A 23,636-nucleotide genomic window follows, 5' to 3' on the forward strand; every position below is an offset into this window, starting at 1 on the left:
GCCGACGGCAGTGTGATCGGTCTCCCTTCAGCCGGTGTGAGGGGTCAGGGCTGCTCGGTGGTCGAGAATCGCGGCATGTCCGCTGCGATCGACCTGATCACCGGGGAGCTCGACACGCCGTTCGTGGCTGTCGATCTCGACGTCATGGAGCGCAACCTCGCGAGCATGGCCGGGGCGGCGCGGGCACGCGGTTTCGCGCTGCGTCCCCACGCGAAGACCCACAAGTGCCTCGAGATCGCCCGCCGTCAGGTCGAGCACGGCGCTGCCGGCCTGACGGTCGCCACTGTGGGCGAGGCGGAGATCTTCGCCTCGGGCGGCTTCACGGACCTGTTCATCGCCTACCCGATCTGGGCGTCGGGCGGGCGGGGCAACCGGCTGCGGGCCCTGGCCGAGCGCGCGTCGCTGCGGGTCGGCATCGACTCCGAGGAGGGGGCCCAGGCCCTTGCGAAGGCCGTGGCCGGCGCCGATGTGGAAGCTCTCGTCGAGATCGACAGTGGCCACCATCGCAGCGGCGTACGACCCGAGCAGGCTGCGGAGGTGGCCACGGCCGCGGCACGCGCGGGGTTGCGGGTGGTGGGGATCTTCACCTTTCCCGGCCACGGCTACGGCCCCGGACGGCGCGGGCAGGCAGCAGGCGACGAGGCCGGCGCGCTGAGCGAGGCGAGGGCGTCGATGCGGAAAGCCGGTCTGGACGTGGAGGTGTCGAGCGGCGGCTCGACACCGACCGCTGCGCTCTCCGACGCCGAGGCGCTCACCGAGATCCGGCCCGGCGTGTACGTCTTCAACGACACGCAACAGGCGGAGCTGGGCAGCTGCGACTGGGCCGACATCGCCCTGACCGCGATCAGCACGGTGGTGAGCAGCTCCGGCCAACGGGTCGTGCTCGACGCGGGCAGCAAGATCCTCGGTGCCGACCAGCCCGCCTGGGCCACCGGCGGCGGCAGACTTCCCGACCACCCGGACGCCCGTGTCGTCGCCCTGTCCGAGCACCACGCGACCGTCGTTCTCCCGGAGGACGGTGTGTCGCTGCGCCCTGGCGACGTCGTGCGGGTGGCGCCCAACCACGTGTGTGCGGCCGTCAACCTGGCGGACGGACTGATCGTCCTGGCGAAGGGCGCACAAGTAGACCGCTGGCATGTGGCGGCGAGAGGGGCGAACGCCTGACCCTGCGCGACATGGACACATCTCGCTGTTCGGCAGGCGCTTGTTCCTCGTCACGTGTCCATGTCGCACAAAGACCATGCGGAGACACGGCATACGCAGAAAGTTTCGTCGTGCGATCCACGATCCCGCTACGGTGACGGCGATGCTTGAGGACTACCGCGCCGGGGTCGGCATCGACCGTGCGGACGAAGAGGCTGACCCGGCCGCGGGGCGGCGCGTCGCGTCCCCGCTCCTCGTCCTGTCGGCCGACCGTGGATCAGTTCGCCGGTCTCCGCGGTGGCCACTCGATCGTCTCCGGCCACCTCATGGCGGAGGAATCACCGCACGAGCCGGCCGTAGTACTCATCACGTTGCTGAGAGTTTGATGAGGGCCAACGAGGCGTTTCCGGACACATGCGGAGGACGGCTTGTCCGGGTACCTGCCTAGAGTCGGGATCATGGGTGGTGTTCGCGGCCGCATCGTCGGCCTCCTGGCCCGTCGGCGCTTCGGTCGCAGACGTGCGGCCGGTGCGCCCGACGCGTTGCTGTCGCTTCTGCCCGACTCTGCGTTGGTGCCACTGCAACGCACCGGGCTCGATCCCGTCGCCGCGCTGGGCAACCTGCGCGAGCACGAACCCGTCAGCCGGCTCCGGCTGCCGTTCGGGCTCCGCGCGTGGGTGGTCACCGGCTACGAGGAGACCCGAGCGGTGCTGGGAGCGGGAAGCGCATTCAGCAACGACTTCACCAACCTCGTCGGCACCGTGGGCATCACAGCCGACCAGAATCCCGGCGGGCTCGGATTCACCGACCCACCTGCCCACACCCGCCTGCGCCGGATGCTCACCCCCGAATTCACCGGCCACCGGCTACGCCGGCTGGCCCCCCGAATCGAGGCCATCGTCGCCGGCCAGCTCGACGAGATGGCCTCGCTCGCCGAGTCGAACGGCGCCGTCGACCTGCTCCAGACCTTCGCGCTCCCCATCCCCTCGCTGACGATCTGCGAGCTCCTCGGCGTCCCCTACTCCGACCGCGCCGAATTCCAGCGGCTCAGCACCACCCGTTTCGACCTCCTCGGTGGGGTCACCGGTTCCCTCGGCGCGATCTCGGAGTCGATGGAGTACCTGCTCCGCATCGTGGAGAAGCAACGGGTCGAGCCTGGTGACGGCCTGCTCGGCATGCTCGTGCGGGAGCACGGCGACGACATCTCCGACCACGAGCTCGCAGGTCTCGCCGACGGGTTGCTCACCGGAGGACTCGAGACCACGGCGAGCATGCTCGCGCTGGGCACCATCGTCCTGCTGCAGCACTCCGAGAGCCGCCGCGCCGTGCACGACGACGACGCCGCGATCGATCCGTTCGTCGAGGAGCTGCTGCGGTATCTCACGGTCGTCCAGGTCGCGTTTCCGCGGTTCGCCAAGGAGGAGACGACGATCGGCGGCCAGACCATCGCGAAGGGCGACATCGTCCTCTGCTCGCTGAGCGGAGCCAACCGCGACGGCGACGGCCTCGAAGACTTCCACCCCGGACGCCCCAGCCGCCCGCACCTCGCCTTCGGCTACGGCCTCCACCGCTGCATCGGCGCCGAGCTCGCCCGCATGGAGCTGCGCACCGCCTACCCGGCCCTCATCCGCCGATTCCCGGAGATCCGGCTCGCCACCGACCCGGCCGACCTGTCCTACCGCAAGCTGTCCTTCGTGTTCGGTGTGGACGCGCTCCCCGTCACGCTCTCCTGATCGGATCGGCTCAGTAGGGCCACGTAGCGGTCGAGGTCGACGTTGCCGCCGCTCACGATCACACCTACCCGCTGGCCGGACAGCTCGGAGGCGAGCCTGCGCACCGCGGCGAAGGCCAGGCAGCCGGTCGGCTCCACCACGATCTTGAGGGTCGTGGCGAACACCCGCATGGCGTCGACCAGCTCGTCGTCCGTCGCGGTGTAGATGTCGTCCACCTCGCGCCGGATGATGTCGAAGGTCAGCTCACCGAGATGCTGGGTCTGGGCGCCGTCGGCGATGGTGACGGGCGTGTCGATATGGACGATCGATCCGGTACGAAACGATCGCAACCCGTCGTCCCCCGCCTCCGGCTCCACGCCGTAGATCCGGCATGCCGGCGACAGTGCCCGCGTGGCCAGCGCCGCGCCCGAGAGCAGACCGCCACCACCGAGGCAGACGAACAGCGCGTCGAGCTCGCCCACCTCCTCGATCAACTCCTTCGTGGCGGTTCCCTGCCCGGCGATCACGTCGGCGTGGTCGTAGGGCGGGATGAGCGTCATGCCTTGCCCGGTGGCCAGTGCTCGGCCGAGCTCCTCGCGGTCCTGGCTGTACCGGTCGTACTCGACGATCTTTGCGCCGTACCCGCGCGTGGCTGCGAGCTTGCTGGCCGGGGCATCGTGCGGCATGACGATCGTGGCCGGTATCCCGAGGATGTTGGCGGACAGCGCGATCGCCTGCGCGTGGTTGCCGGACGAGAACGTGATGACGCCCGCGCGCCGCTGCTCGTCGTCGAACCGGGACAGTGCGTTGAACGCCCCACGGAACTTGAACGCGCCCATCCGCTGGAAGTTCTCGCACTTGAAGAACACCGACGCGCCGATCTCCGCGTCCACCCGGCGGGAGGTCAGCACCGGTGTGCGGTGTGCGTGGCCGTGAATCCGCTCAGCGGCGGCCTCAACGTCGGCGTAGGTGGGTGGTGTGGGCATCGTGCTCCTGTCTTCGGCGCGTCTCTCGCATCGTGAACGACGCGCACCTCGGCGTTGTGAGCGGCCCGGGTTACGGGACGGCTCCTCCCTTCGTCGGCCGCGGGCGAGCAACCCGAGATCTGGATGAGAGGACGTTCATCCCGGTCTCACCCGATGCGTCCGGATGCCTCCATAGCGTCCTGATCAGCGGATTTCCCCGCTGGAACCCGGACGAGAGGCCGATCGCCATGAACATCATCGCTCGACGAATCCTCCTCGCGGCTGTCGCTGCGGGCACGGTCACGCTGGTCGGCGCCGCACCCGCCGTCGCCGCGCCGCAGGCCGTGCCGGCCCCCGCTGCCGTCGCGTCCGCCCAGAACGACGACGACGGCCCCGGTGACGACGGTCGTGGTGACGACGATGGCCGGGCTCCGGCTGGTGGGGTGCAGACCGGTACGGGTGGGCTGTTGGCCCCGGCGGATGACGACGATGACGACGATCGTCGTGGTGACGATGATGGCCGGGCTCCGGCTGGTGGGGTGCAGACCGGTACGGGTGGGCTGTTGGCCCCGGCGAATGACGATGACGACGATCGTCGTGGTGACGATGATGGCCGCGCTCCGGCTGGTGGGGTGCAGACCGGCACGGGTGGGCTGTTGGCCCCGGCGGATGACGACGATGACGACGACGGTCGTGGTGACGATGATGGTCGGGCTCCGGCGGGTGGTGTGCAGACCGGTACGGGTGGGCTGTTGACCCCTGCCGATGACGACGATCGTCGTGGTGACGACGACGGTCGGGCTCCGGCAGGTGGGGTGCAGACCGGTTCGGGTGGGCTGCTCGCTCCGGCCGACGACGACGATGACGACGGCGGGGCCCCCTCCGGCGGGGTCGACGCGGGCGCCGGCGGCACGGCCGGGGGCGCCGACCTCGCCGTCCCGCTCGGCGCGGCCGGTGTGATCGCGCTCGCCGGAGGGGCCGCGCTGGTCCGCCGTGGGTTCCGCGTGGACCGCACGGACTGACCGGACCTGCCATGCGCACCGGTATCCGTCCCAGTGCCCTGACCGTAGCCACGCTGGCCACAGCCGCATTCCTGGCCACCGGTTGCGGGACCGCCCGCGAGAGTGCGGCCCCGGTCGTCGCTCCGGCGATGACCGTGACCGCGGCTGCCGAGCCCGAGCAGGTCGCGGATCCCGTCCGGGTCCGCATCCCGCGGATCGGGGTGGACGCCGCGATCCTGGCGCTCGACCTCGACCCGCACGGGGTGCTGCCACCGCCTCCGACGAACCACGAGACCGGCTGGTGGCGCGCAGGGCCCGAGCCCGGCGAGGCGGGTCCTGCCGTGGTCGTCGGTCACGTCGACTCGCGGGAGGGACCCGCGGTGTTCTTCCGGCTCCGCGACCTCGGCCCCGGCGACCGGATCGCCGTGGACCGAGCCGACGGCACCACCGCGGAGTTCACGGTCGGCCGGACCGAGCGGTACGGGAAGAACTCCTTCCCGACCGCCGAGGTCTACGGCGACACCCCGAACGCTCAACTGCGGCTCATCACCTGCGGAGGGGCGTTCGACCGCAGGTCGGGGCACTACCTCGACAACGTGGTGGTGTATGCCGACCGGATCGGCTGAGCAGAACCCCATCAAACGACTGACGCCGGGCCCACCTCGAAGGGTGGACCCGGCGCCGGCCGTTGTCATGGGTTACCGATGGACGGACCTACGGCCGTACATGCCCGAGACGAGGAAGACCCCGAGAGCGGCCACGACGACCTGGAGGATCAGCTCTCCGATGTGGAAGCCCGCTCCGGTCGCGAACCCCAGGGCGCCTGCGATGAACGAGCCGATGAAGGCGGCGACGATACCGATGATGATCGTCAGCCAGATCGGGATCGGCTGCTTACCCGGCACGACCAGTCGGCCCAGAGCGCCGATGATGAGGCCGACGATGATCGCAGTGATGATGCCCGTGACGGTCACGGTTCCTCCAGCTAAGGCCCGGGGGCCGCTCTTGACGACCCGTTTCGGGAGGCTTCCCGATCAGTTCGGGAACCAAGCGTGATCGACACAACGCGGGCGCTCTTTGCGCCGATCGGGCTAACGACCGCCACCGAAGGACGTGCAGCGCCGAGCGCCGGATGGACTGATGCGTGATCGACACGGGTAGCCACGCGAGATCGTGGACGCGCTCAGGCCGGGCGGAGCGAGCGACGAGCTGTCCGGCGTCCCGTGGTCATCTCAACCGCAGAAGCCGGGCACATCGTTGCTCAGCCGGAGCGCGGCCCCTGCGGCGGATTCGTTCACCAATGTTCGTTTCGCGGCGTCACGGCTGATTTGTCCGGCGATGGGCCGGGCGTGTTCAGCAGCGGCCTACTGGTGACGACAGTGGGTCCCCCGCAGCTCCAGCAGACCGGGTCGGGATCGTGGTCGCGGCCCTCTACCTCGCACGTCGGGCAATGGTAGGCCGACACCCTCTGCTCCATCGCCGCGCGACGGCTCGGTACGACGACAGTGGGGACAGGCGTATCGCCCACGGTGGTGGCCATGTTGTTCTGGCGAGCCGGCCGGATCGAGCCCAGATCAGCGGAACCGATGAGGAGCACGTCGCCCGCCCCCCACTGCATCGTCCCGAGCCGGTCCCGGTGGAGGGCGCTGACCGGAACCGGCTGTGTCCGTTCGTGGCGCAGAGCGAGCTGCGCCGCCGCGGCGGCCACCGCATTCGACGGCCTCGGCTCGTCGTACCCGTAGGTGATCTGCGCAAGCCGCACCCGGTGCTCCGGGTGGTAGCCGATCGGGGCGAGCACGGTCGGCACCTGCGTGCCGCGCAACACGTCGCCGGTGACGCTCCCTACGGAGAACCGGTGGGATGGCTCATCCCGGGAGGCGCCGAGTACCACCATGCCGGCGTCGACCTCAGCGACCAGCGCAATGATCCCCTCGGCCGGTGAGCGCGCTGTGCGGGTCATGTACACCGCGTTCACGTCGTCTCCGAGGAATGCCTTGGCCTCGCCGAGCCCCTTCGCCGCGGACCTCCACAGGGACTCGGCATCTTCGGCGCCCCCCACTGCGGTGTGCGGGCTGCTCGCCATCTCGGGGATGATCGTGCAGACGGTCAGCACCACGCCCGGGGAGGAGAACAGGCGGGCCGCCGCGAGTGCCGCCTGGCCACCGCCGTCCGGTGAGTACGCCACTACGCAGTTCATGTCATTTCGCCCGGATCGTCCCGCCGAGTCGGCTGCGTTGCCGGGGGTGTCGATGCCTTCTTCCATGACCCGTTTCTCCGTTTTCCACACCGGTGGCGCCCGATCGCGAATGGATGCGTGGAACGCCGACGCTCGATGCTCGGCTGACCAGTTCGCGCGGTATGTGAGTATCGGAACGCACTACATGACAGCTGGTACAACGCAAGCCATCGTCGCGCCAGTGTCCGGTGCGATACATCGCAGCCAGCAGGTTCCAACATCCTGATGCCTACGGGGTCCGTGCATTCCTGCTAGCTGGAATGCTCAAGCGCCTTATCCTGACGATCGGCCCAGGTGAACGCATAAGGGCACGTAAGGATCGACGAGTCGATTGATCGCAACTGTTCGAAGGCGATCAGGACGTGCTCACCCCGGCGAACAAGGTGCGGTGGGCCGCATGCCAGGAGTCCTCGTCCGGTGCGCACAGCAAGCCGCCTGACATGCGGCCGACGCGGAAGGGGGCGCCGTCGAAATGGGCGCTGAAGCCGCCCGCCTCGCGGTGCAACAGCCAGCCTGCCGCGTGGTCCCACGGCATCAGGCGGTTGTAGGAGAGGAGGTGGCAATGCCCGGCCGCGGCCATCCGGTACTCGTGCCCGGCGCAACGGAACCACGTGTAACCACCCAGCGCGGACAGGTTCGCCGTGACCACGCTCCTCATCGATTCCGGCAGGAACTGCGCGCCCGCGACTGCTTCCATCTCGTTCACGGGCGCCGGATCGGCGACTCGTAACCGTGCGCCGGTGGAGCCGTCACGGCGGATCCACGCGCCCCCACCGTTGGTCGCGATCGCCGAGGTGCGGGTGACCGGGTCGTGGATGACGCCCGCGACGATCCGGCCTCGCTCGACGACTGCGGCCATGACGGCGAACAACGGGAGGCCGGCCACGAAGTTCTTCGTCCCGTCGAGGGGGTCGAGCACGAATGCGAGGTCGGCGTCGTCGAGGCCTTCCACGATGCCCGGGTCGTCGGCCGCGGCTTCCTCCCCGATCACGGTGGCTCGCGGGTGTTCGTGACGAATCACCTCCGTGATCGCCTTCTCCGCTGCCCGATCCGCCGTCGATACGATGTCGAAAGCTGACGTCTTGGATACGACGTCGGCAGCGGAAAGCCGTCCGAATCGAGGCATGATCTCCGCGGTGGCGACACTGCTCAGTACGTCGTCGACGAACTCGACATCCATGCCTCCAGGCTACTGTGCGACGGCGGTTCACGGCACAAGAGGCTCGATTCGCGCATTTCGGCGAACGGTATTCGGGAGGGGTATTTCGAGGTCCGGCGACCCATCTTCCGAACGACCAGCAGCTTCCTCCATCAGCCGCCGGCTCAGGCGATCGACGAGGGTGTCAGTCCAAGGACAGCCCTGCGGCCGGAGCTACCCGGGCGGCCCGGCGTGCCGGGAGAACAGAGGCGAGAAGTCCGGCCAGGGCGGCGATGAGGACGACGACGCCGAGTGCCGGCCAGGGGATGTGCATGGTGGCCTGGGCGAGGGCGCGCTTCACGAACGTCTCGTAGCCGACCCAGGCGAACCCGACCCCGATCACGGTGCCGAGCAGGGTGGCCACCACCGACAGCAGCACCGCCTCGCCCGCCAGCATCCGCCGCAGCTGACCGCGGGTGAGACCGAGCGCGCGCAGCAGCGCGTGTTCGCGGGCGCGTTCGAGTACGGACAGCCCCAGGGTGTTCGCGATCCCGATCAGGGCGATCGCCACGGAGATGCCGATCAGGGCGAGCACCGACCAGGTGAGGATGTCCAGCTGTCGGTCCTCGGCCGCTCGGGCCTGCAGCTGGTCGTTGGTCTCCGCGCCTGCCGCATCCGCCAGCCCGTCCAGATCGTCGACGAGCTGGAGCGAGTCGACGCCGGGGACGGCGCGGACCCAGATGACATGCGGTTCGGGGGCATCGGTGAGCTGTGCCAGGGTCTCGGGCGCGACCATGCCGGCCCGGCCCCAGCCGGTGAGGGCGATGACCCGCAGCTGGGCTTGCCGATCGCCGACGCGCACCGTCACCCGATCACCGCGCTGGATGCTCAGATCTTCGAAGGCTCCCAGGTCGAGCCTGATCGTCCCCGGCTCAACCCGGGAGAACGCCCCGCCGTCGCGGGCCACCTGCGCCGAGTCCGGCGCGGTGAGGACCGGGATCGGATCGGCGATCCCGGTGACCTGGGCCACGGCGCCGTCCACGGCGACGGCCTGCTCCACACCGGGAGTGCGACGAACCTGGTCGAGCAGGGCGGGGGTGACCGGCTCGTCGATCGAGGTGAGCGCGGCATCGATGGGGTGCTGTCTGTCGCGGTGCTCGTCCATCGCCGCACGCGTCGTGGAGATCCCGGTGAGCACGGCGGTCGTCAGAGTGACGCCGACCAGCAGAGCGGCGGTGGTGGTGGCGGTCCGGCGCGGGTTACGCACAGCGTTCTCGGTGGCCAGCCGCCCGGCGGGACCGAGCAGCGCGCCGGTGATCCGGACCAGGCGGGGGACGAGCACCGGCCCGAGGAGCAGGACGCCGGTGAACAGCGATCCTCCGCCGGCCAGCATGAGTGCCGTGCTGTCCCGGATCATCGCCACCCCGAGCACTGCGAGGCCGGTGACAAGGAGAAGCGCGGCGAGAGCCAGCCGCGCCCGGCCGGTGGCCGTGTGCACGTCGACCGTGGCCTCGGGGCGCAGCGCCGCCAGCGGGCTCACCCGGACCACGCGCCGGGTCGGCAACCAGGACGCGACCATGGTGACCACCAGACCGATGGCGAACCCGCCCACCAGCCAGGGCGTGGGCAGGTCGGGAGCGCCCATCGGGGTGCGGGGCGCGAGGGTGTTGATCAGGGCGATCAGCCCGTAGCCGAGACCGCCGCCGGCCAGTGTCCCGGTCAGCGACGCGAGCACCCCGACCGCGGCCGCCTCCCGGCGTACCGAACCCAGCACCTGCCGCCGGGTCGCGCCGACGCAGCGCAGCAGTGCGAAGTCGCGGAGTCGCTGCGCGAACAGGATGGAGAACGTGTTCGCGATGACCAGGACCGAGACGACGAGCGCGATGCCGGCGAACACCAGCAGCATCAACGCGAACGTGTCCGTGTCGTTGTTGAGCTTGGCCAGGCCTGCCGTGACGTACTCCTCCGCCGGATACGCTGCGGCGCCTTCCGGGAGCTGACCCACCTCTCCGCGCACCGCCACCCTGCCCACGTGGAAGGTGGGGGCGTCACGCCACTGCAGGAACTGCGGCCAGGTGACGTACACCGAGGCCTGGGTCATGGTGGAGGGCGACTCCACCAGTCCGACCACTCGTATGTCCGTCGTGGTGGGGCCCTCGCCGATCCGGATCAGGTCGCCGATCGCGATCTCCCGGGCCTGGGCGTCCCACACATGCACGACTGCCTCGCCCGTTCGTTCCGGGAAGCGGCCCGAGGTGAGCTTCTGCCAGCGCAACTCCTTCGTGGCGGCGATCGGCCCCACGGTCGTCTCGCCCTGCCAGTCGCCCGCGCGCGCCGGCAGGAAGACCCGGCCGAGTCCGTTGGCGTTGTCGCCGAGGCGATCGACGACCTCGATCGAGGTCGACGTGTCCAGGGATGCGTCCACAGGGTCGGCGTCGACCACGTAGTCGGCATTGCGGAACGCCGCCCCGAAGCTTTCCATGAGCCCGGCGCGTGCCCCGGACGTGAGCACGCCGATCACGACGACGAAGGCGACCGAGACGACCACCGCGATCGCTGCAGCGACGTACCTGCGCACGTGGGTCCGCAACGACGCGCGGAAGACGGTGCGCATCAGGCGATCCGCCCGTCCTGCATCGTGACCACGTCGTCGGCGTAGCTCGCCGCGTCCCGCTCGTGGGTGACCATCACGACGGTCTGGCCCAGCTCGCGCACCGACCGGCGTAGATGGTCCAGAACCTCCGCGGACGTGGTGCTGTCCAGGTTTCCGGTGGGCTCGTCGGCGAACAGCAGGTCCGGCTGGGTGACCAGGGCACGGGCGATCGCGACCCGCTGCTGCTGGCCGCCGGACAGCTCCGCGGGCCGGTGGCCGAGCCGGTCGGCCACGCCGAGGATGTCGGCGAGCGTGCGTGCGCGCTCCTTCGCCGCGTCGTCGATCCGGCGGCCGCCCAGCTCGAGCGGGAGCACGATGTTCTGGCCCGCTGTGAGCATCGGCAGCAGGTTGAACGACTGGAACACGAAGCCGACGTGCCGGCGGCGGAAGGTCGTGAGCGCGTCGTCGTCGAGTGATCCGAGGTCGGTGCCGGCCACGGTGACGGTGCCGCCGCTTGCCTGGTCGAGTCCGGCCAGGCAGTGCATCAGCGTGGACTTGCCGGACCCGCTCGGCCCCATGATCGCGGTGAACCGACCTCGGGGCAGGTCGAGGTCGATGCCGCGCAGGGCATGCACCTCGGTGTCGCCCCGGCCGTAGGTCTTGGTCAGGCCCCGCGCGCTGGCAGCCAGGATTTCCTGAGTGGCGTGCTGAGGGGTCGTCATGGCATGGCGGCTGCTGGTCAATTCTGCATCCTCGGATCTTGCGTGGGGTCGGCGTACATGGGCGGGCAACCGTCATCGACGGCGTCGGCGCGCAGTTCGAAGTGCCAGGGTTCGTTGCGGTAGATCTGGCAGAGCCCGTACTCGACGCCGTGCCTCGACAGCCACGCCGTGGCATCGGTGGGCCCGATGTCGACCGCGTTCCCGGAGGTGTGAAGAGAGGTGTCTGCTGTCGCGACCCACCGTTCGGCCTGCTCCTCCGAGCCGTACTCGGCGACGGCCTCGCGAAGCAGTTGGTCCTGGTACTCCGCGGAGCGCCAGCCGCTGTTGACGGTGAACCCGACCCCGTCGCCCGCAGCATCCGTCGCCGCTGCACGCAGGGCATGGAGGAGACCGGGCTCGAGGTTGGCCACGGCCGGGATCTCGTCGTCGAAGACCGTCACGCCGCCGGGGACGGCACCGTCGGCCTTGCCGAGTGCACCCTGACGGTCCCCGTGACGACCGTCGGTGCGTGGTGAAGGGTGACGCCGCCTGTCGTGATCTGCCTGGGGGGCCGCCGTTGCCGGAGCGGGTCGCGCGGCGGTATCGGGTGCCGCCGGAGGGGACGAGAACGCCGACTGGACGATCAGGGCTCCGATGACCGCGGCGATGACCACCGTCATGACGATGAGGATCGTCGAGCGTCGAAGGCGGGCTGCTCGTCGTGGCGGCTCGCGGTGGGACACGTCTCCGGTCGAAGTGGCGTGGTGTCGCCAGGACGGAGGCGGCTGTCGGTATTCCGACGACATGCGCCGACTCGTGCGTCCTACCTGGCAGCGGCCGACCCCGATGGGCTGCGTCGGATAGCGATCTCCGAACGCATCGGCCGGCGCCCGCGTCGTCCGCTTCACCGGTTCCGGCCCCGGTCCTCGGGCAGGAGGTCGTCGCATTTCGTGCTTGCGGACTCCAGAGACCGGGCGTGCTGTTCGTGTCGGTCCGCTGGTGGTCATGCCCGCAGTCAAGACAGCAGGGTGTTGCCAGCACGTATCCGGTTTTCGGTATGCCGACGATATGCCTCGGCTCGTAGCATCGAGGGCTTGTGCGTGTGTTGATCGTCGAGGACGAGCCCTATCTGGCAGAAGCCATCCGCGACGGGCTACGCCTGGAAGCGATCGCGGCCGACATCGCCGGTGACGGTGACACCGCTCTGGAACTGCTGGGTATCAACGCCTATGACATCGCCGTCCTCGACCGCGACATCCCCGGGCCCTCCGGCGACGAGGTCGCCGGACGCATCGTCGCCTCCGGCAGCGGCATGCCCATCCTCATGCTCACCGCTGCCGACCGGCTCGACGACAAGGCCTCCGGGTTCGAACTCGGCGCCGACGACTACCTCACGAAACCGTTCGAACTCCGCGAACTCGTGCTCCGGCTCAGGGCGCTCGACCGCAGGCGCGCACACAACAGACCACCCGTGCGGGAGATCGCAGGCCTGCGTCTGGATCCGTTCCGCCGCGAGGTCCACCGCGACGGCCGCTACGTCATGCTCACCCGCAAACAGTTCGCCGTGCTTGAAGTCCTCGTCGCCGCCGAAGGCGGTGTCGTCAGCGCCGAAGAGCTCCTGGAACGCGCGTGGGACGAGAACACCGATCCCTTCACCAACGCCGTGCGCATCACCGTCTCGGCGCTGCGCAAACGCCTCGGCGAACCCGGGATCATCGCCACCGTGGCCGGCGTCGGCTACCGCATCGACACGCAACCGGAGGCCGGGCACGAGGGAGGAGACCGTGGATAGAGCCCCTGGTTTGAGCGTTCGTCTCAAACTCGCCCTCAGCTACGCCGGATTCCTCATGCTCGCGGGCGCCTTGCTGCTCGCGGCTGTGGCGGTGTTCCTCATGCGATACCGGCAGGTGGCGAGGGACGTGATGGACGTGGTGATCGCACCTCCGGGCACCTACCTCCTGCGGGCCTTCGCCCCAGCGGCAATCGCAGTGATGGCGTTCCTGCTCGTGTTCGGTCTCCTGGGAGGGTGGATCCTCGCCGGTCGCATGCTCGCGCCTCTGACGCGTATCACCGATGCCACACGTACGGCCGCGAACGGATCGCTCTCCCACCGAATCCGGCTGCCGGGCCGCAGAGATGAGTTCCACGAACTCGCCGACGCCTTCGACACCATGCTCGCACGACTCGAAGCGCACGTCGCCGAACAACAGAGATTCGCAGCCAACGCCTCCCACGAACTGCGCACCCCATTGGCGATCACGCAGACACTTCTCGACGTGGCCCGCAACGATCCGAAACGCGACGCCGGTGAACTCGTCGATCGCCTCCACGTCGTCAACGCCCGAGCGATCGACCTCACTGAAGCATTGCTCCTGCTCAGCCGCGCCGACCAGCGGTCGTTCAGCCGAGAACGCGTCGACCTGTCTCTCATCGCGGAAGAAGCCACCGAAACACTCCTCCCCTTCGCAGAAAAGCGCAGCCTCACCATCGAGACGTCCGGTGACCTGACCCCCACCATCGGTTCACACGCGCTCCTCCTGCAGATGACGACGAACCTCGTGCACAACGCGGTCGTCCACAATCTGCCTGGACAAGGAACCGTGTGGGTCACGACCAGAGTTCACCATGAGAGTGCGGTGCTCACCGTCGAGAACACCGGCGAGAAGCTCACACAGGAGTTGATCTCCACGCTTGCCGAGCCGTTCCAGCGCGGCACCGAACGCATACACACCGACCACGCAGGTGTGGGCCTCGGACTGGCAATCGTCAAAAGCATCACTCAGGCACACGACGGAACCCTCACCCTCACCCCCCGGGCCGCCGGGGGGCTTCGCGTCACGGTGCAACTACCGGCCGCGCCACTGCACGCTCGCAGATGCGACTGACCGTGGGCTGTCCGACCGTCCGCATGACGTTCCGCCGGAAGTGCGGGCGTAGGGCTGCCTTGGGTTAGCGCAACCACCGCAGAGCTGCGTCGGCGCAGTCCTCGGGGCTGCTGTTGAAGGCGATGGCTGCGGCGGGTGCATGCTGCCGGACCAGGTTGATCACCTTCTCGAAGAACTCGAGCAGCGGCTCGTGACTGCGGATGCCGCCCCCGACCACCACACAGCCGTAGTCTCCGCGGGTCAGCGCCTCGACGATCGCCCCTTCGGGGTTCTCGTCGAGCGCCACCAGGCACCAGTCGGCTTCGAAATCGTGATCGTCGAAACGGGCTCGTCCGCGTGCTATCGCCGCCTGGACCGGCTTCGGGTCCCAGCCCTCGATCTTGGCGGGATCGAGCCCGACCACCAGTACTCGTGCGGCTGTCACGTGTTCTCCTCCTCGCGGAACGTTTCCATGCACCGGCTGCCGCAGCCGACGACTCGGCCGGACAGGGGACCGCGCCTTGCGTCACCTGGCGCAGACGGGGTTTGCGGCGTTCCGGTGAGTCTCGCGCGCAAGCGTTGGAATCGACTGAGCCGGGAACCGAAGACGAACGCCCGGCCCCGCAGGTGCGGTGACCGGGCGTTCGTGCTGCTCAGAGAGCGGAGGATGCGGGATTCGAACCCGCGAGGGCGTGAACCCAACACGCTTTCCAAGCGTGCGCCATAGGCCACTAGGCGAATCCTCCGTGTCGAAGCATAGCCGGGTCGCTCGCGCCGCCGACGTCGGCACTACACTCGTCCACGGACCCCGCGCGGCGTCCATCCTGTGAACTCCCCCAGGGCCGGAAGGCAGCAAGGGTCAACGGGCTCTGTCGGGTGCGCGGGGTCCCCTCATGTCCGCATGTGGCTTCCCCCGCGGCCCCCTGTCGGTGCCGGTCGGTAGCCTCGCGGCTGTGGCGCTGGCTCTGTACCGCAAGTACCGCCCGGCGAAGTTCTCCGAGGTGGTCGGGCAGGAACACGTCACCGATCCCTTGAGCACGGCGCTGGCCGCGGGCCGTATCAACCACGCCTACCTGTTCTCGGGGCCCCGTGGCTGCGGTAAGACGTCGTCGGCGCGCATCCTGGCGCGGTCGCTCAACTGCGAGCTCGGGCCCACGCCCGATCCGTGCGGTGTCTGCCCGTCGTGCATCTCACTGGCGCCGGGCGGTCCGGGCAACATCGACGTCACCGAGCTCGACGCCGCGTCCCACGGCGGTGTGGACGACACCCGCGAGCTGCGCGATCGCGCCTTCTTCGCCCCTGCGGAGTCCCGCTACCGGGTGTTCATCGTCGACGAGGCGCACATGATCACCACGCAGGGTTTCAACGCCCTGCTCAAGATCGTGGAGGAGCCGCCGGAGCACCTGGTCTTCGTGTTCGCCACCACGGAGCCCGACAAGGTGCTGCCCACCATCCGCTCGCGCACCCACCACTACCCGTTCCGGCTCATCCCGCCCGGCACGTTGCGCAAGCTGATGGAGCGGATCTGTGCCGACGAGGGCGCGGTCGTCGCCCCCGCCGTCTTCCCCCTGGTCATCCGGGCGGGGGGTGGCTCGGCACGCGACTCGCTGTCGGTCCTCGACCAGCTGCTCGCCGGAGCCGGACCGGAGGGCGTCACCTACGAGCGGGCGGTGGCGCTCCTGGGGGTCACCGACGTCGCCCTGATCGACGACGTCGTCGACGCACTGGCCGCGAGCGATCGGGCGGCCGTGTTCGAGGCGGTCGACCGGCTGGTCGAGGCCGGGCACGACCCTCGCCGGTTCGCCGCCGACCTGCTGCAGCGGCTGCGTGACCTCACGCTGCTGCAGGCGGTTCCGGAGGCGGCCGAGCGCGGGCTGGTGGAGGCCGCCGACGACGAGCTGGCGCGGATGATCGAGCAGGCCGGCAAGATCGGGCAGGCCACGCTCACGCGGTACGGCGAGATCGTGCACACGGGGCTCACCGAGATGCGGGGCGCCACGGCGCCTCGGCTGCTTCTGGAGCTGCTGTGCGCACGGATGCTGCTCCCCGCGGCCACTGTCGCCGAGCCGGGGCTGCTGGAACGTCTGGAGCGGCTCGAACGGCGCAATGCGATCGCGTCGGCTCCGCTTCCTGCGGACGAGACGGGTGCCGAGCCGCAGGAGCCCGTTGAGGGCCGCCGGCGGTTCCAGCGCCCGAGCGTACGGTCGGAGCAGCCCGCCGGAGCCCCGCCGCGGGGAGGGGACGACGGCCGGGTCGCCCGCCCGTCCGCCACCACTGCGCCGGCCCAGCGCGCCACCGATCCGCGAGGCGGGCCGTCCGCTGAGCCTCCTGGCCCCGTCGAACCCCAGGGCGGAGCACGCCCGGGCCCAGATCCGCGGGGCGGCGCGGCGGCCGAGCGCGTCCGCAGCGATCCACAGGGCGGCGAGCGCGCAGCCGCCGATCCACGACGCGAGGCCGCGGGAGGGCGGCCCGGCGTCGATTCCCGTGGCGGTGCCGTTCAGCGACCGGGTGGCGACGAGTCCGCCGCCGCGCGCCGCAGCACGGATGGAGCCGGTCGCCGACCGGGCACCGGCGGCGCCTCTTACGACAACCCCGGCCGCACGGCGTCCGACGGCGCTGGATCGGGAGCCGCAGCCGTTCCGGACGACTCGGCGTCCCGCTTCGACGGTGGCGCCCCCATGCGCCCGGCCGCACCCGCGGCTGCCGCCCCACTCGACGCCGCTGCTGTGCGGCGGGCGTGGCCCGAGGTGCTCGCGGTCGCCAAGGAGCGCAAGAAGCGCACGGCCGCGCTGCTGGTCAGCGCCACCGTCCGGGCGGTGGAGAACGACACCCTCGTGCTCAGCATCGGCACCGCGCCGCTGGCTCGGTTGCTCTCGGAGCAGAGCAACACCGAGGTGATCGCCGAGGCGCTGCACGCAGTGCTGGGCGTTCGCTGGCGGGTGCGCTGCGAGCACGGCGACGGGCCCGCGGCAGCGCCGGCCTCATCCGGCGGCTCAGCTTCAGCCGCCTCCTCCACACCGGCACCGCAGCGCCGCCCCATTCGCCCGCCTCCGGTCCGTCGCTCCACCGCTCCCGACGACGGCGTGCCACTTCCGCCCGAGCCGCCGGAGGAGGAGCCTCCGCCCGACGACGAGGAGTCGATGATCGCCGAGGCGGCCGCCGAGCCCACGGAGGCTCCCGTCGAGCGCCGCGACCCCGAGGAAGCGGCGATCGAGTTGCTGAGTGCTCAGCTGGGCGCCAGGGCGATCGACCACCGCTGACCGGCGCGAATAGCCAGGCCACGGTGGTCAGCAGCCAGTTCGTCCCCCCTGTCCACGCCGGTCGGGTGGTAGTGCGGGGCGATGGGTGGGTGGCGCCTGCACCGAACGTAGGGTCGGTTCCGTGAGCCCCGGACAGGTTCGGACGGACGTTCTCGTCGGGCTGACAGCCGACGAGGTGGCGGAGCGGTTCGCGACGGGTCGCACCAACGACGTGCCGGCCCGGGCGAGCCGCAGCGTCGCGGAGATCGTGCGGGCCAACGTGTTCACGCGGTTCAACGCGATCGTCGGTGTGCTGTTCGTGATCATCCTGGTGATCGGCCCGATCCAGGACGGCCTGTTCGGCTTCGTGATCATCATCAACACCCTGATCGGGATCGTGCAGGAGCTGCGGGCCAAGCAGACGCTGGAGCGGCTGGCCGTCATCGGTGAGGCCCGCCCCCGGGTGCGGCGCGACGGGACGTCGGTCGAGCTGTCTCCCAACGGGGTCGTGCTCGATGACGTCATCGAACTCGGGCCCGGTGACCAGGTCGTCGTCGACGGCGTGGTGCTCGCCGCGGAAGGGCTCGAGCTGGACGAGTCGCTGCTCACCGGGGAGTCCGACCCCGTGCACAAGCAGGTGGGCGACCAGGTGCTCTCCGGGAGCTTCGTGACCGTCGGCACCGGCGCGCAGCAGGCCACCAAGGTGGGCCGCGAGGCCTATGCGGCGAAGCTGGCCGAGGAGGCCAGCCGGTTCACGCTCGTCGAGTCCGAGCTGCGTTCGGGCATCAGCCGGATCCTGAAGATCGTCACCTATCTGATGGTGCCCGCGGCGGCGCTGATCATCTGGAGCCAGCTGCACACCGAAGGCACCGACGTCGACGACGCGGTGCGCGGGATGGTCGCCGCGCTGGTGCCCATGGTGCCCGAGGGGCTGGTGCTGCTCACGAGCATCGCGTTCGCGGTCGGGGTGATCCGTCTCGGCCGGCGCCAGTGCCTCGTTCAGGAGCTTCCGGCGATCGAGGGCCTCGCCCGCGTCGACGTGGTGTGTGCTGACAAGACGGGCACGCTCACCGAGAACGGCATGCGGCTGGCCAGGGTGGAGCCGTTCGGCAGGCGGGACGGGCTCTCGCTGAGCGGACCGCTCGGTGCACTGGCCGCCGCCGACCCCCGGCCCAACGCGAGCCTGGCCGCGGTGGCGGAGGCGTACGAGTCGCCGGGCTGGACGGTGTCGGCGACGGCACCGTTCTCGTCCGCGCGCAAGTGGAGCGGCGCGAGCTTCAACGGAAACGGCAACTGGGTGCTCGGCGCGCCGGACGTGCTCCTGCCGGAGGGCAGCTCCGAGCGCGCGGAGGCCGAGCGCGTGGGGGCCTCCGGCCTGCGCGTGCTCCTGCTCGGCCGCTCCGACGGCGCGGTCGACGCGGTGACGGCGCCAGGCACGGTCGAGCCCGTCGCGCTCGTCGTCCTCGAGCAGCGGGTACGGCCCGAGGCGGCCGACACGCTGGCCTACTTCGCGGCGCAGCGGGTCGAGGTCAAGGTCATCTCCGGGGACAACGCGGTGTCGGTCGGTGCGGTGGCGGCCTCGCTGCACCTGCCGCAAGCCGAGGCCCCCGTCGACGCGCGCCGGCTCCCCGAGGACCGGTCCGAGCTCGCCGGCGCGCTCGAGCACGGCACCGTCTTCGGCCGGGTCACCCCGGGACAGAAGCGCAATATGGTGGGCGCACTCCAGTCCCGCGGGCACACCGTCGCGATGACGGGCGATGGTGTCAACGACGTGCTCGCGCTCAAGGACGCCGACATCGGGGTCGCCATGGGCTCGGGGAGTCCGGCCACGCGGGCCGTCGCGCAGATCGTGCTGCTGGACAACTCGTTCGCGACGCTCCCGCACGTCGTGGCCGAGGGCAGGCGCGTGATCGGCAACATCGAACGCGTCGCGAACCTGTTCCTCGCCAAGACCGTCTACTCAGTGCTGCTGGCGATCCTCATCGGGTTGGCCGCGGTGCCGTTCCCGTTCCTGCCGCGCCACCTGACGCTGATCGGTTCGCTCACGATCGGCATCCCGGCGTTCTTCCTCGCGCTCGCACCGAACACCGAACGCGCCCGCCCCGGGTTCGTGCGCCGCGTGCTGCGGCTCGCGGCCCCGTCGGGAGTGATCGCCGGGGTGGCCACGGTGGTGACCTACCTGATTGCCCGGTCCGACGCCACGGCTACGGCCGTCCAGCAGAGCACCGCCGCGGTCGTGACGCTGTACCTCATCGCCACCTGGGTGCTCGTCGTCGTCGCACGACCGTTCGAGTGGTGGAAGATCGTGCTGGTCGCCGCCTCGCTGGCGGCGTTCTGCTACGCGCTGTTCCTGCCCGTGCTGTTCGGGCAGGCGTTCTGGCAGCTCGACCCCGGGGACACCTCGACGATGGTGCTGGCCGTGGTCGTGGCGGTGGTGGGTGCGGCGCTGGTGGAAGTGGCGGCGCGCATCAACAGTCGGATGGAACCTTCACCCGCCACGGCGTGAGACCCGACGGCTCAGCGGGGCAGGTTCAGGAAGGCCAGTACGCCCTGCGCCAGAGCCGTCGCGTAGCGGGCGCGCCCCTCCTCGCTGGACACCACTGCCGCCTCGTCGGGGTTGCGCATGTTGGCGCACTCCACGAGCGCGGTCGGGCGGGTGGCCAGGCTCAGCCCGGCCAGGTCGGAGCGCGGGGAGAGCCCGTCGCGGCCGATGTAGTTCGAATCCGTGAACCCGGCGGCCCGCATCGCGTCGCGGAGGCTGACGGACAGCTCGCGTGCCGGGCCCGCCTGAGCCGCGTTGAGCGGGGGGTCGGAGAACGCCACGTGGAAGCCGGTGTCGCGGGAGGCCGCGCCGTCGGCGTGGATGGAGACGACGGCGTCGGCGTCCGCGCTCTCCCCGGCACGCCCGCGCTCGTCGACGCACGGCCCGACACCGTCGTCGTCCGTGCGGGTCATGACGACCTGGACCCCGGCGGCGGTGAGCTGCTGCTCGACGCGTGAGGCGACGTCGAAGGTGAAGGCGTGTTCGGGGTATCCGGCGTTCGTCTGAGTTCCGGTGGTGTTGCAGGGCTTCGTGCCCCCGCGCCCGTCGGGCACCTGCCGGTTGATCTCCGCGGGGTTGCGGGAGTTGCGGCCGTTGTGGCCGGGGTCGAGCACCACCACGGGCGGGTCGGCAGCCGCCGGCGCCGGCGTCAGGGGCGGCGCCGCGATGGCAGCGGCGGGCAACCGCGGCGGGGTCGCGCACCCGCTCCCCACGGCGGTCAGCCCTGACAGCACGGCTCCGAAGAGCAGCAGGCGAGCGATCCGCACGTGGTCAGCGTGACACGGACGGCCGATGCGCCCCCGCCTGGGAGCGTCCCCCGGTCGTGGAGGCGTTAGCCTTTTGGCCTGAGCCGGACGCGCTGGACGCGCCGGGCACGACGTGCGAGGAGATCGCTGTGCAACCCGGTCAGCCCGATATGCAGATGATCCTGCAGCAGGCACAGAAGATGCAGGAGCAGCTGATGGCCGCTCAGGCCGAGCTGGCGGAGGCTGAGGTCGTCGGCCAGGCAGGCAACGGGCTGGTGCAGGTCACCAGCACGGCCGCCGGCGAGGTGCGCTCTGTGCGGATCGACCCGAAGATCGTCGACCCCGACGACGTCGAGACTCTGCAGGACCTCGTCGTCGGCGCGCTGCAGGACGCTGCGCACAAGGCGCAGGAGCTGCAGGCCGAGAAGATGGGACCGCTGGCCGGTGGTTTGGGCGACGCCGGCGGCTTCGGCCTTCCCGGTCTCGGCTAGCCGGTGTTCGAGGGACCGGTCCAGGACCTGATCGACGAACTGGGCCGGCTGCCGGGTGTGGGACCGAAGAGCGCCCAACGGATCGCGTTCCACCTGCTCGCAGCCGACCCCGTCGACGTGTCGCGGCTGCAGGACGTGCTCCAGAAGGTCAAGGAGGGCGTCCGCTTCTGCGAGGTCTGCGGCAACGTCTCCGAGCGGGAACGATGCCGGTACTGCTCCGATGCGCGCCGTGACCCCACGATCGTCTGCGTCGTCGAGGAACCGAAGGACGTGCTCGCCGTGGAGCGCACCCGCGAGTTCAAGGGGCGCTACCACGTGCTCGGAGGGGCGCTCGACCCGCTGGCCGGCGTCGGTCCGGACGGCCTGCGGATCCGGGAACTGCTCGCCCGACTGGGTGGCACCGGCCCGGCCCAGGACGAGGGCGAGATCGCCGAGGTGATCATCGCGACCGATCCGAACACCGAGGGCGAGGCCACGGCCACCTACCTGGTGCGGCTGCTCCGCGACTTCCCGGGCCTGTCGGTCACCCGATTGGCGTCCGGCCTTCCCATGGGTGGCGACCTGGAGTTCGCCGACGAGCTGACGCTGGGCCGCGCTCTGTCCGGCCGTCGCACCCTCTGAGTCGGGGGTCCTACGGCGGCGCCGGTGCACTGCCCGGCACCGCCGTGGCGCGATCACCCCCCGGGATCGCACCGCGTCAGTCGTCATCCCACTGGGGGTCGTAGTCGTCGACACCGTGGTACTCCGGTTGGCGGGCCTCCCAGTTCCGCCGCCGTTCCGCCGCGACCTCTCGCCATGACGGGGCCTGCGCGACGTCGACGATCCCCACGACGATCGCAATCACCACGATGAGGGCGACCCCGCCCACGATCACAGCGATCATGGCGACCACCTGCCCAGGTGGACGGCCACCCCGCGGGCGCTGCTGCTGATCTTTGTGTTCGACATTCCCATCGAGTCCCTTCTCGGTGTGCAACTCGTTCCGGCCGGCTGCCGGACAGCAGTGGTCCCGGGATTCGCACCGGGACGGGACGCGGCGCTCCGGGTAGCGGAGCGGACTTCGCGTCGAGCACAGGACTGGAGAGGCAGGCGTCGGAAGGTGTTCACGGCGGCCTCCTCTCCGGGGATGCCGCAGACGGGTGTGGTGGGTACCACATCCGACCTACGGATGCTTAGATTGCCTCAAGACAGTGCGTCATGCAATTGCAGAGAGCGTGTTGGCGCATTGATCACCCGCACGTAGCAGTGGTGGACGCGCGATCAGGAGAGGCATGGCCGCACCGCAGAGCCCCATCGGCTCCCGTCGCCGACTAGGAGCCGAACTTCGGCGTCTCCGGGGCAAGGCCGGGTTGACACTCGACGAGGTTGCGGACCTGATGACCTGCTCCACGTCCAAGATCTCCCGTCTGGAGACGGGGAAGGGCATCCCGAAGATGCCCGATATCCGCGAGTTGATACGGATCTACCGCGTCACCTCTGACACCGAGCAGGACATGCTGCTCCGCCTCGTGCGCGACGGCAGGCAGCCGGGGTGGTGGGAGCCCCTGACCGAAGGGGTGCACCCCGAGCGGTTCGTGCTGGACAACCCGGGCAGGTATGCGGCGTTGGAGAACGACGCCGCAGTGATCCACTCGTTCGACGTCACGCTGGTGTTCGGGCTTCTGCAGACAGCGGACTACGCCCGCACCGTCCTCTCGACGCTTCTGCCCCACCACTCTCCACAGGAGATCGACCGCCTCGTGGAGCTGCGCGTCACGCGGCAGGACGCCTTGCGCCGGACCAGCCCGCCCCCGCTCGAGCTCGTCGCCGTCCTGGACGAGGCGGTTCTCCGGCGGAAAGTCGGGGGAAGGGCAGTCTGGAAGGCGCAGCTCGAGTACATCATCGAGATGAGCGAGCTGCCGACCGTGTCGGTGCGAGTGCTGCCGTTCGAGTTGGGTTTGCTCCGTGCGCACTACGGACACTTCGTACTGCTCAAGATCCCCGACGAGCTGGGGTCTGATGTGGTCTACGTCGAGGGGCACGCGGGGGAGACGTACCTTGACGCGCAGTCCGAGGTGGACCGATACAAGGAGGTCTTCGCGGATGTCCTCCAGCACGCCCTCTCCCCGCATGAGTCGCGGGAGACCATCGCTCGATACCTGTGACTCGCGCTGCACGATCCAGCGGTGACGGCATGTGCTTCGCTCTCTGGGGCTTGCACGGTCGGGTATGCCGGATAGCAGGCTGAACCCAGCCAGTGTTTAAATCCGCCTGTCCCCACGGCTC

Annotated in this window: 21 protein-coding genes, 1 tRNA gene and 1 other RNA gene; 11 read left to right on the forward strand and 12 right to left on the reverse strand. The window is 70.1% G+C overall.

What is annotated here, in order from left to right; genetic code table 11:
• Nucleotides 1–75: 75 nt before the first annotated feature.
• Together MMF94_RS29130 and MMF94_RS29135 are read left to right on the forward strand one after the other, a co-directional pair.
• Nucleotides 76–1,164: an alanine racemase gene (locus MMF94_RS29130; RefSeq protein WP_241040434.1), complete on the forward strand. Its 1,089-nt coding sequence runs from the start codon at nt 76–78 to the stop codon at nt 1,162–1,164.
• A gap of 437 nt (nt 1,165–1,601) precedes the next feature.
• Nucleotides 1,602–2,876 (forward strand): cytochrome P450, encoded by a 1,275-nt coding sequence (locus MMF94_RS29135; protein WP_241040435.1) that lies wholly within the window; start codon nt 1,602–1,604, stop codon nt 2,874–2,876.
• Here MMF94_RS29135 and MMF94_RS29140 read toward each other — a convergent pair.
• Both MMF94_RS29140 and MMF94_RS29145 read right to left on the reverse strand, forming a co-directional pair.
• A complete protein-coding gene (locus MMF94_RS29140) occupies nt 2,819–3,841 on the reverse strand; it encodes a threo-3-hydroxy-L-aspartate ammonia-lyase (RefSeq protein ID WP_241040436.1) in 1,023 nt (340 codons plus the stop codon). The two genes, MMF94_RS29135 and MMF94_RS29140, sit on opposite strands and share 58 nt — an antisense overlap.
• A 146-nt stretch (nt 3,842–3,987) precedes the next feature.
• Nucleotides 3,988–4,911 carry a hypothetical protein gene (locus MMF94_RS29145; RefSeq protein WP_241040437.1) on the reverse strand — a complete coding sequence of 308 codons (924 nt, stop codon included), beginning with the start codon at nt 4,909–4,911 and terminating at the stop codon, nt 3,988–3,990.
• Between the two features lie 59 nt (nt 4,912–4,970).
• Between MMF94_RS29145 and MMF94_RS29150 the strand changes: the two genes are divergently transcribed.
• Nucleotides 4,971–5,447, forward strand: a complete 477-nt coding sequence (locus tag MMF94_RS29150; protein ID WP_241040439.1) for a class F sortase — start codon at nt 4,971–4,973, stop codon at nt 5,445–5,447.
• Nucleotides 5,448–5,519: 72 nt separating this feature from the next.
• On the opposite strand, the gene MMF94_RS29155 is transcribed toward MMF94_RS29150, so the two are convergent.
• The 6 genes from MMF94_RS29155 to MMF94_RS29180 form a co-directional block, all read right to left on the reverse strand.
• Nucleotides 5,520–5,795, reverse strand: coding sequence for a GlsB/YeaQ/YmgE family stress response membrane protein (locus MMF94_RS29155; RefSeq protein WP_241040440.1), 276 nt, complete (start codon nt 5,793–5,795; stop codon nt 5,520–5,522).
• A 320-nt stretch (nt 5,796–6,115) separates the two neighbouring features.
• Nucleotides 6,116–7,084 (reverse strand): universal stress protein, encoded by a 969-nt coding sequence (locus tag MMF94_RS29160; protein ID WP_241040441.1) that lies wholly within the window; start codon nt 7,082–7,084, stop codon nt 6,116–6,118.
• Between the two features lie 328 nt (nt 7,085–7,412).
• Nucleotides 7,413–8,237 (reverse strand): inositol monophosphatase family protein, encoded by an 825-nt coding sequence (locus MMF94_RS29165; protein WP_241040442.1) that lies wholly within the window; start codon nt 8,235–8,237, stop codon nt 7,413–7,415.
• Nucleotides 8,238–8,400: 163 nt separating this feature from the next.
• Nucleotides 8,401–10,809 carry an ABC transporter permease gene (locus tag MMF94_RS29170; RefSeq protein WP_241040443.1) on the reverse strand — a complete coding sequence of 803 codons (2,409 nt, stop codon included), beginning with the start codon at nt 10,807–10,809 and terminating at the stop codon, nt 8,401–8,403.
• Nucleotides 10,809–11,510: an ABC transporter ATP-binding protein gene (locus MMF94_RS29175; RefSeq protein WP_241040444.1), complete on the reverse strand. Its 702-nt coding sequence runs from the start codon at nt 11,508–11,510 to the stop codon at nt 10,809–10,811. Before MMF94_RS29175 ends, MMF94_RS29170 begins: the two co-directional genes overlap by 1 nt.
• A 17-nt stretch (nt 11,511–11,527) precedes the next feature.
• Entirely contained in the window at nt 11,528–12,169 is a 642-nt protein-coding gene (locus MMF94_RS29180; protein WP_241040445.1) for a M15 family metallopeptidase, read from the reverse strand.
• Between the two features lie 416 nt (nt 12,170–12,585).
• Between MMF94_RS29180 and MMF94_RS29185 the strand changes: the two genes are divergently transcribed.
• Both MMF94_RS29185 and MMF94_RS29190 read left to right on the forward strand, forming a co-directional pair.
• Nucleotides 12,586–13,281, forward strand: coding sequence for a response regulator transcription factor (locus MMF94_RS29185; protein ID WP_241040450.1), 696 nt, complete (start codon nt 12,586–12,588; stop codon nt 13,279–13,281).
• Nucleotides 13,274–14,374: a sensor histidine kinase gene (locus tag MMF94_RS29190; RefSeq protein ID WP_241040451.1), complete on the forward strand. Its 1,101-nt coding sequence runs from the start codon at nt 13,274–13,276 to the stop codon at nt 14,372–14,374. Before MMF94_RS29185 ends, MMF94_RS29190 begins: the two co-directional genes overlap by 8 nt.
• A gap of 64 nt (nt 14,375–14,438) precedes the next feature.
• Here the strand turns inward: MMF94_RS29190 and MMF94_RS29195 are convergent, their stop codons facing one another.
• The gene (locus MMF94_RS29195; RefSeq protein WP_241040452.1) at nt 14,439–14,798 is read right to left on the reverse strand and encodes a hypothetical protein; all 360 of its coding nucleotides are present in this window, start codon (nt 14,796–14,798) and stop codon (nt 14,439–14,441) included.
• Nucleotides 14,799–15,014: 216 nt separating this feature from the next.
• Nucleotides 15,015–15,099: transfer RNA gene (locus MMF94_RS29200), tRNA-Ser, on the reverse strand.
• A 54-nt stretch (nt 15,100–15,153) separates the two neighbouring features.
• On the opposite strand from MMF94_RS29200, the gene ffs reads away from it, so the two are divergent.
• The 3 genes from ffs (at nt 15,154) to MMF94_RS29215 (ending at nt 20,098) form a co-directional block, all read left to right on the forward strand.
• Nucleotides 15,154–15,248: signal recognition particle sRNA small type (gene ffs, locus MMF94_RS29205), an RNA gene on the forward strand.
• Nucleotides 15,249–15,306: 58 nt separating this feature from the next.
• The gene (locus MMF94_RS29210; RefSeq protein WP_241040454.1) at nt 15,307–17,613 is read left to right on the forward strand and encodes a DNA polymerase III subunit gamma and tau; all 2,307 of its coding nucleotides are present in this window, start codon (nt 15,307–15,309) and stop codon (nt 17,611–17,613) included.
• A gap of 121 nt (nt 17,614–17,734) precedes the next feature.
• Nucleotides 17,735–20,098, forward strand: coding sequence for an HAD-IC family P-type ATPase (locus MMF94_RS29215; protein WP_241040456.1), 2,364 nt, complete (start codon nt 17,735–17,737; stop codon nt 20,096–20,098).
• A gap of 11 nt (nt 20,099–20,109) precedes the next feature.
• Here the strand turns inward: MMF94_RS29215 and MMF94_RS29220 are convergent, their stop codons facing one another.
• The gene (locus MMF94_RS29220) at nt 20,110–20,901 is read right to left on the reverse strand and encodes an N-acetylmuramoyl-L-alanine amidase (RefSeq protein ID WP_420852451.1); all 792 of its coding nucleotides are present in this window, start codon (nt 20,899–20,901) and stop codon (nt 20,110–20,112) included.
• Nucleotides 20,902–21,050: 149 nt separating this feature from the next.
• Here MMF94_RS29220 and MMF94_RS29225 point away from each other — a divergent pair, with 149 nt between their 5' ends.
• Together MMF94_RS29225 and recR are read left to right on the forward strand one after the other, a co-directional pair.
• Nucleotides 21,051–21,371: a YbaB/EbfC family nucleoid-associated protein gene (locus MMF94_RS29225; protein WP_241040552.1), complete on the forward strand. Its 321-nt coding sequence runs from the start codon at nt 21,051–21,053 to the stop codon at nt 21,369–21,371.
• 3 nt (nt 21,372–21,374) lie between these two features.
• Nucleotides 21,375–21,992, forward strand: coding sequence for a recombination mediator RecR (recR, locus tag MMF94_RS29230; protein WP_241040461.1), 618 nt, complete (start codon nt 21,375–21,377; stop codon nt 21,990–21,992).
• A 76-nt stretch (nt 21,993–22,068) separates the two neighbouring features.
• Here recR and MMF94_RS29235 read toward each other — a convergent pair whose 3' ends face one another.
• Nucleotides 22,069–22,254: a hypothetical protein gene (locus MMF94_RS29235; RefSeq protein ID WP_241040462.1), complete on the reverse strand. Its 186-nt coding sequence runs from the start codon at nt 22,252–22,254 to the stop codon at nt 22,069–22,071.
• Between the two features lie 388 nt (nt 22,255–22,642).
• Here MMF94_RS29235 and MMF94_RS29240 point away from each other — a divergent pair, with 388 nt between their 5' ends.
• Nucleotides 22,643–23,515, forward strand: coding sequence for a helix-turn-helix domain-containing protein (locus MMF94_RS29240; protein WP_241040463.1), 873 nt, complete (start codon nt 22,643–22,645; stop codon nt 23,513–23,515).
• Nucleotides 23,516–23,636 lie beyond the last annotated feature (121 nt).

The organism is Pseudonocardia alaniniphila (assembly GCF_022524485.1).
Classification (GTDB): Bacteria; Actinomycetota; Actinomycetes; order Mycobacteriales; family Pseudonocardiaceae; genus Pseudonocardia; species Pseudonocardia alaniniphila.

What these genes read in the sequence shown, in the direction of transcription:
- MMF94_RS29130 (WP_241040434.1), top strand. Translation starts at nt 76, where the DNA reads ATGTCCGCTGCGATCGACCTGATCACCGGGGAGCTCGACACGCCGTTC.
- MMF94_RS29135 (WP_241040435.1), top strand. Translation starts at nt 1,602, where the DNA reads ATGGGTGGTGTTCGCGGCCGCATCGTCGGCCTCCTGGCCCGTCGGCGC.
- MMF94_RS29140 (WP_241040436.1), bottom strand. Translation starts at nt 3,841, where the DNA reads ATGCCCACACCACCCACCTACGCCGACGTTGAGGCCGCCGCTGAGCGG.
- MMF94_RS29145 (WP_241040437.1), bottom strand. Translation starts at nt 4,911, where the DNA reads ATGCGGCTGTGGCCAGCGTGGCTACGGTCAGGGCACTGGGACGGATAC.
- MMF94_RS29150 (WP_241040439.1), top strand. Translation starts at nt 4,971, where the DNA reads ATGACCGTGACCGCGGCTGCCGAGCCCGAGCAGGTCGCGGATCCCGTC.
- MMF94_RS29160 (WP_241040441.1), bottom strand. Translation starts at nt 7,084, where the DNA reads ATGGAAGAAGGCATCGACACCCCCGGCAACGCAGCCGACTCGGCGGGA.
- MMF94_RS29165 (WP_241040442.1), bottom strand. Translation starts at nt 8,237, where the DNA reads ATGGATGTCGAGTTCGTCGACGACGTACTGAGCAGTGTCGCCACCGCG.
- MMF94_RS29170 (WP_241040443.1), bottom strand. Translation starts at nt 10,809, where the DNA reads ATGCGCACCGTCTTCCGCGCGTCGTTGCGGACCCACGTGCGCAGGTAC.
- MMF94_RS29175 (WP_241040444.1), bottom strand. Translation starts at nt 11,510, where the DNA reads ATGACGACCCCTCAGCACGCCACTCAGGAAATCCTGGCTGCCAGCGCG.
- MMF94_RS29180 (WP_241040445.1), bottom strand. Translation starts at nt 12,169, where the DNA reads ATGACGGTGGTCATCGCCGCGGTCATCGGAGCCCTGATCGTCCAGTCG.
- MMF94_RS29225 (WP_241040552.1), top strand. Translation starts at nt 21,051, where the DNA reads ATGCAGATGATCCTGCAGCAGGCACAGAAGATGCAGGAGCAGCTGATG.
- MMF94_RS29235 (WP_241040462.1), bottom strand. Translation starts at nt 22,254, where the DNA reads ATGATCGCTGTGATCGTGGGCGGGGTCGCCCTCATCGTGGTGATTGCG.
- MMF94_RS29240 (WP_241040463.1), top strand. Translation starts at nt 22,643, where the DNA reads ATGGCCGCACCGCAGAGCCCCATCGGCTCCCGTCGCCGACTAGGAGCC.